Source organism: Rathayibacter sp. AY1C5, assembly GCF_002931705.1.
Classification (GTDB): domain Bacteria; phylum Actinomycetota; class Actinomycetes; order Actinomycetales; family Microbacteriaceae; genus Rathayibacter.
Window position 1 is genome coordinate 1 of record NZ_PSWD01000056.1, and the last position, 3998, is coordinate 3998.

The following is a 3998-nucleotide window of genomic DNA, read 5'->3' on the forward strand; positions in this document are numbered from 1 at the left end:
CAGCGGCTGCGGCGAGAAGCTGTCAAAGCAGAACGACTGGACGGTACAGATCCACCCCGACGACGCCGTACCGGACGACGCCACCGGCGACGGCTGGACCCAGCTCGGCAAGAACCTGTCGGTCCGCGCAAGCTGACAGCGGGAGGGCTCTCTCGCTGAACCACGGCACCCGGCGGAGGTCGGCCCGGCGACTTGGTGATCCGCAGAACGATCCCCATATGGGACGGAGCTGAGCGGGTAGCGTCACCGGCATGACCTCGGGTTCGCGTCACCGCATTCGAGTTGCTGCCGCGCTCACAACCGGAGCGGCGCTGCTCACCGCCGCCGGCTGCGCGCCGGCGGTGCAGACGTCGGGATGCCCGGGCTGGGCGTATTTTGGATCCGCGGAAGCCCGCTACGAAGTCGCCGAAGCGGTCATCACGACTGCCTCCCCTCGCGCCTCGGGAACTCAGAGCGTCTTCAGCGTCGCAGCATCCGCATACATGGTCACCGTGGATGAGACAGAGAAGGGACCGTTCATTGCAGGAGAGACAATCCGCGTCGTGTCGATGCCTGATGCGTGCAGCGGCACCGACCTCTACCCGGACGGAGACCCGATGGACACCGACCAGCCCCTCCGCCTGTACCTCAGTTCCGGGAACGGATTCTGGGCGACGCTGACTCCGCTCGAGGGCGCTGAACCGATCGAGGAATAGCCCGCCAGTCGATTCCCTTACGGGACGATGCGCAACGTCACTGCGTGACAGAGTTGAGCCGTGGAGCGCTGGTTGAACGACGATCCCACGCTCCGACCGCTCATCGAACGCGGGTTCACTCGTTCAGGTGACTCGGTTGTACTTCGGGCCTACGCCGCCTCTCGCCTCCGGACGGCTCCGCCGTCCGATGCTTGGGGAGTGGAGTGGTGGGTGAATAGCATCCACTTACGCTCGAACCTTCCGGCCGCCAACGTATCGTGGCGGGAGCAGGTGGTCGCACAAGGATTGTTCCTGATCGACGGGCTGCTCCCCCGAATGGTTCGACTCTCGGCGGGCCGTGCGGCTCAAGCCGTCCTGTCGCTTCAGTCGTCGCCAATCTCTGTCGACCCCGAAGCCGACTTCGCATCAGGGTCTGTCCATTTCACGCTCGTCCGCAGCGCAGTGGAAGACGCTCGAGCAGTGGAAGACGCTCGAGCAGTTCAAACGCGGTCGATACAGCCCGTCATGGTTGTCACCCTCGACTCGATCGACGCCTCGACTAGAGACAGCGACGCCTCCTGACGCGGGCCCAGGATCGGAATCCTTCGCCTACTGGGCGGACCGGCCTGCCCCTGCGACCGAAGCGCTGAACGATCCCAATCCGGGACGCGAAGCGCGGCTGCGATGATCAGTCCATGCATCGAACAGTAGGCATAGTGGTCAGCCGGTGACACCACCGCAATCAGACGCGAGAACGGTTCGCGCGAGGATCCGTCTCCGTCCAACCAGCGACGGCGGCCGAAAGGCGCCCATCGGTCTCGACGGAAGGTACCGACCTCATGTCGTCGTCGTCGGCGGCGACGGAACGCATCTCGGCGTGATCGTGCGCAGCAGCGAGGCTACTGAAGTCGATCCCGGCGAGACGAGCGAAGTGACCCTTCAGCTTCTGTACGACATCGACTACAGCTCCCTCAGCGCCGGAGCGGCCTTCACTATCGTTGAAGGCCCCAAAGCCATAGGTGACGGACAAGTCCTCTGAAGCAGTCGCCTCGGTAGGCCGCCATGCTCTGAAGACACGATCGAGCGCGTCGCCCGCAGAACTGCGCCGCAGCGTCCGCTGCGATGCTCGGCCGCACCGCGTGACGACCCGGTGATCAATCCCCATACGGGCCAGCCTCGAGCACCCCGATAGTTACAGTGGGCGCATGAAAGCAGAGCTGCACGATCCGCGCGACCAAACCTTGCAGGTCGACGGTCCGACGTACCGCGTCCACTTCTGGTCCGAAGACGGCACGTCGAACCAAGAGTGGGAGCTTTCAGAAACCGACCTTGACGAGGTGCTGGCCTGGATCCCGAAGCGAGCTCACGGCCGGCCCCATAGCCTCTGGGTAGTTACCCGCAGCGACCAGGACGTCTGCCTCATCCGTCTTCGCGGCATCGACCTAGACGCGGCCGAGAGTTACTGGCCAAGCTGGGCGGCACGCACCTACTCAGCCGAACCCAAGTGAAGCGCTGACCGATCCCCTTGCGGGACGCGCGTGGTGGGTGGTGTCCGCCCTACTCTGACGGGTTGGAACTGCGGACCGCGAAGACGCTCGGCATCCTCGCGATGGTGGTCGGGACCCCAGTCGCCCTTCTCACACACACGATCGGCTGGGTTCAGACCGGCTGGGAACCGGGCGCCGTGCAGTGCCAGAAGAGCGAGTACCCCGACGGGATCGATCTCTACTCCAGCCGCGTGTCGGGCGAGAAGATCCTCTACCCGCTCGGCCTGTCCTGCACCTACGCAGCCAGCGAGACCTCACCAGGCATCACCATCCGTCACTACAGGTGGGACGCCACCGCCCTCTTCACCGCAGCCGCCGCACTCGCTCTCGCGGGAACCGTCGTCGCGCTCAGAGCCGAACGCAAGCAGGAGCTCATCACCGAGTCGCCGGAAGACCGAGCGACGACATAGCGCAGCGCCCCCTCTGCCGCTCAACGATCCCCTTACGGAACACATGATCGTGGAGTGCTGAACGTTCTGATTCATGGCGTGTTCACCGACGTGCCGGACCATGATGCTCATGGAAACACGAGAACTGGCATGGGGGATTCTGGCGTGGCCGGCCGTTGCGGTCCTCGCGCTGCTGCGAACAGCGGGCAGCTGGGATGTATCGGGCGGGTCCGCAGCAGGGCTCATCGCGGGCACGGCAGCTGCGTTCACTGTCGCGGGCGCACTCCTGTGGCTTCCCTCGAGTCTCTGGCTCGACCGGCGGACACGCCGCTTCCCGCGTGTCGGGCAGGCGGCCGCGTTCCTGGGTCTGGGACTCGTGATCGGCGCCGCCGCCTCCACCGCACTGGTACTCGCGTCGGGAAACGCGACCTGGCCCTCCTCCGCGGGCCTCATCACGGAATACGCAGTCACGGCAGGCATCGCCTCCCTCCTCGGCCGGCTCCTCGCCACCACCCTTCGCGCGAAGAAGCTGCCGATCGTTCCGACGGCGGCGAATCGCGTGAACCGCTGAACGATCCCCCTACGGGACGGCACAAGTCTTCGCACTCGAGGGGACTTGGCCAAGGGTGCAGCGATTTGCAGCGCTGCGGACACTTCTTGGTATGAGCGTCACTGATGAGCAGGACTGGGCTCGCGTCGTAGCGGGTGAGGGTGAGGCGTTCGGTCGCATCTTCGACCGGCACCGCGACCGCGTCCGCCGGCACGCGCTCGGGCTCGCTCCGACTCCTGGGGAGGCGGAGGACGTGGTGTCGTTGACGTTCCTCGAGGCGTGGCGCAAGCGCGAGCGGATCCCATACGGGACGGCCCGGGCCTAGTTCAAGCGTCGCGGAGCATCGACCGAACAGCCTCGAGCGTGAACCCCATCGCCACGGCGAGCTCGTCCTCGTTGGCACCGAGAAGAACAGCGGAGCGCGCAGCAGAAACGACCCTCTCCCTCCCACTGGATCCCGAGGGCTGGCTGCGAAGAAGTGCACTCTCCTCCGACGCGCGCACGAGCGCTGCCTCCGCTTCACTGCACAGAAGCCTCGGCGGCTCGTTGAGATCGATACGCTACCCACGCGCGGACGGCTCAGTGGCTTCATCCATGTCCCGAAGCTACCCAACGTCGACGTCGAGCACCGCCGCCGCACCCCGACAGCCTCGAGCGCTGCGGCAAGCTCGACATCCGGCAACATGCGCTGATCCTCCCGGACGCCCGGCCAGCGATCCCCATATGGGACGCGACGCTGGGAACGTCGAGGAGGATGGCTGTTATGCCAGTCGTCTTCGATGGAACCGTGTGGACGCACTACTCCCAGCTGCAACTCACAACCGGCGCTGCGTCGGTT

General features: G+C 65.6%; 6 protein-coding genes. All 6 read left to right on the plus strand.

Translation table 11 applies throughout. The features are described from left to right. Positions 1-251: 251 nt before the first annotated feature. The 6 genes from C5C57_RS17885 to C5C57_RS17390 all read left to right on the plus strand — a co-directional run bounded on the left by C5C57_RS17885 (position 252) and on the right by C5C57_RS17390 (position 3485). The gene (locus tag C5C57_RS17885) at positions 252-695 is read left to right on the plus strand and encodes a hypothetical protein (RefSeq protein WP_146076925.1); all 444 of its coding nucleotides are present in this window, start codon (positions 252-254) and stop codon (positions 693-695) included. Positions 696-1551: 856 nt separating this feature from the next. Continuing rightward, on the plus strand, positions 1552-1713 hold the full coding sequence (locus tag C5C57_RS18270) for a hypothetical protein (RefSeq protein ID WP_181027273.1): 162 nt from the start codon (positions 1552-1554) through the stop codon (positions 1711-1713). Positions 1714-1879: 166 nt separating this feature from the next. Further along, positions 1880-2182: a hypothetical protein gene (locus C5C57_RS17375; protein ID WP_104234409.1), complete on the plus strand. Its 303-nt coding sequence runs from the start codon at positions 1880-1882 to the stop codon at positions 2180-2182. A gap of 62 nt (positions 2183-2244) precedes the next feature. Continuing rightward, positions 2245-2631 (plus strand): hypothetical protein, encoded by a 387-nt coding sequence (locus C5C57_RS17380; RefSeq protein ID WP_104234408.1) that lies wholly within the window; start codon positions 2245-2247, stop codon positions 2629-2631. A 100-nt stretch (positions 2632-2731) separates the two neighbouring features. Further along, positions 2732-3181, plus strand: coding sequence for a hypothetical protein (locus tag C5C57_RS17890; RefSeq protein WP_146079377.1), 450 nt, complete (start codon positions 2732-2734; stop codon positions 3179-3181). Positions 3182-3272: 91 nt separating this feature from the next. Continuing rightward, positions 3273-3485 (plus strand): sigma factor, encoded by a 213-nt coding sequence (locus C5C57_RS17390; RefSeq protein WP_104234406.1) that lies wholly within the window; start codon positions 3273-3275, stop codon positions 3483-3485. Positions 3486-3998 lie beyond the last annotated feature (513 nt).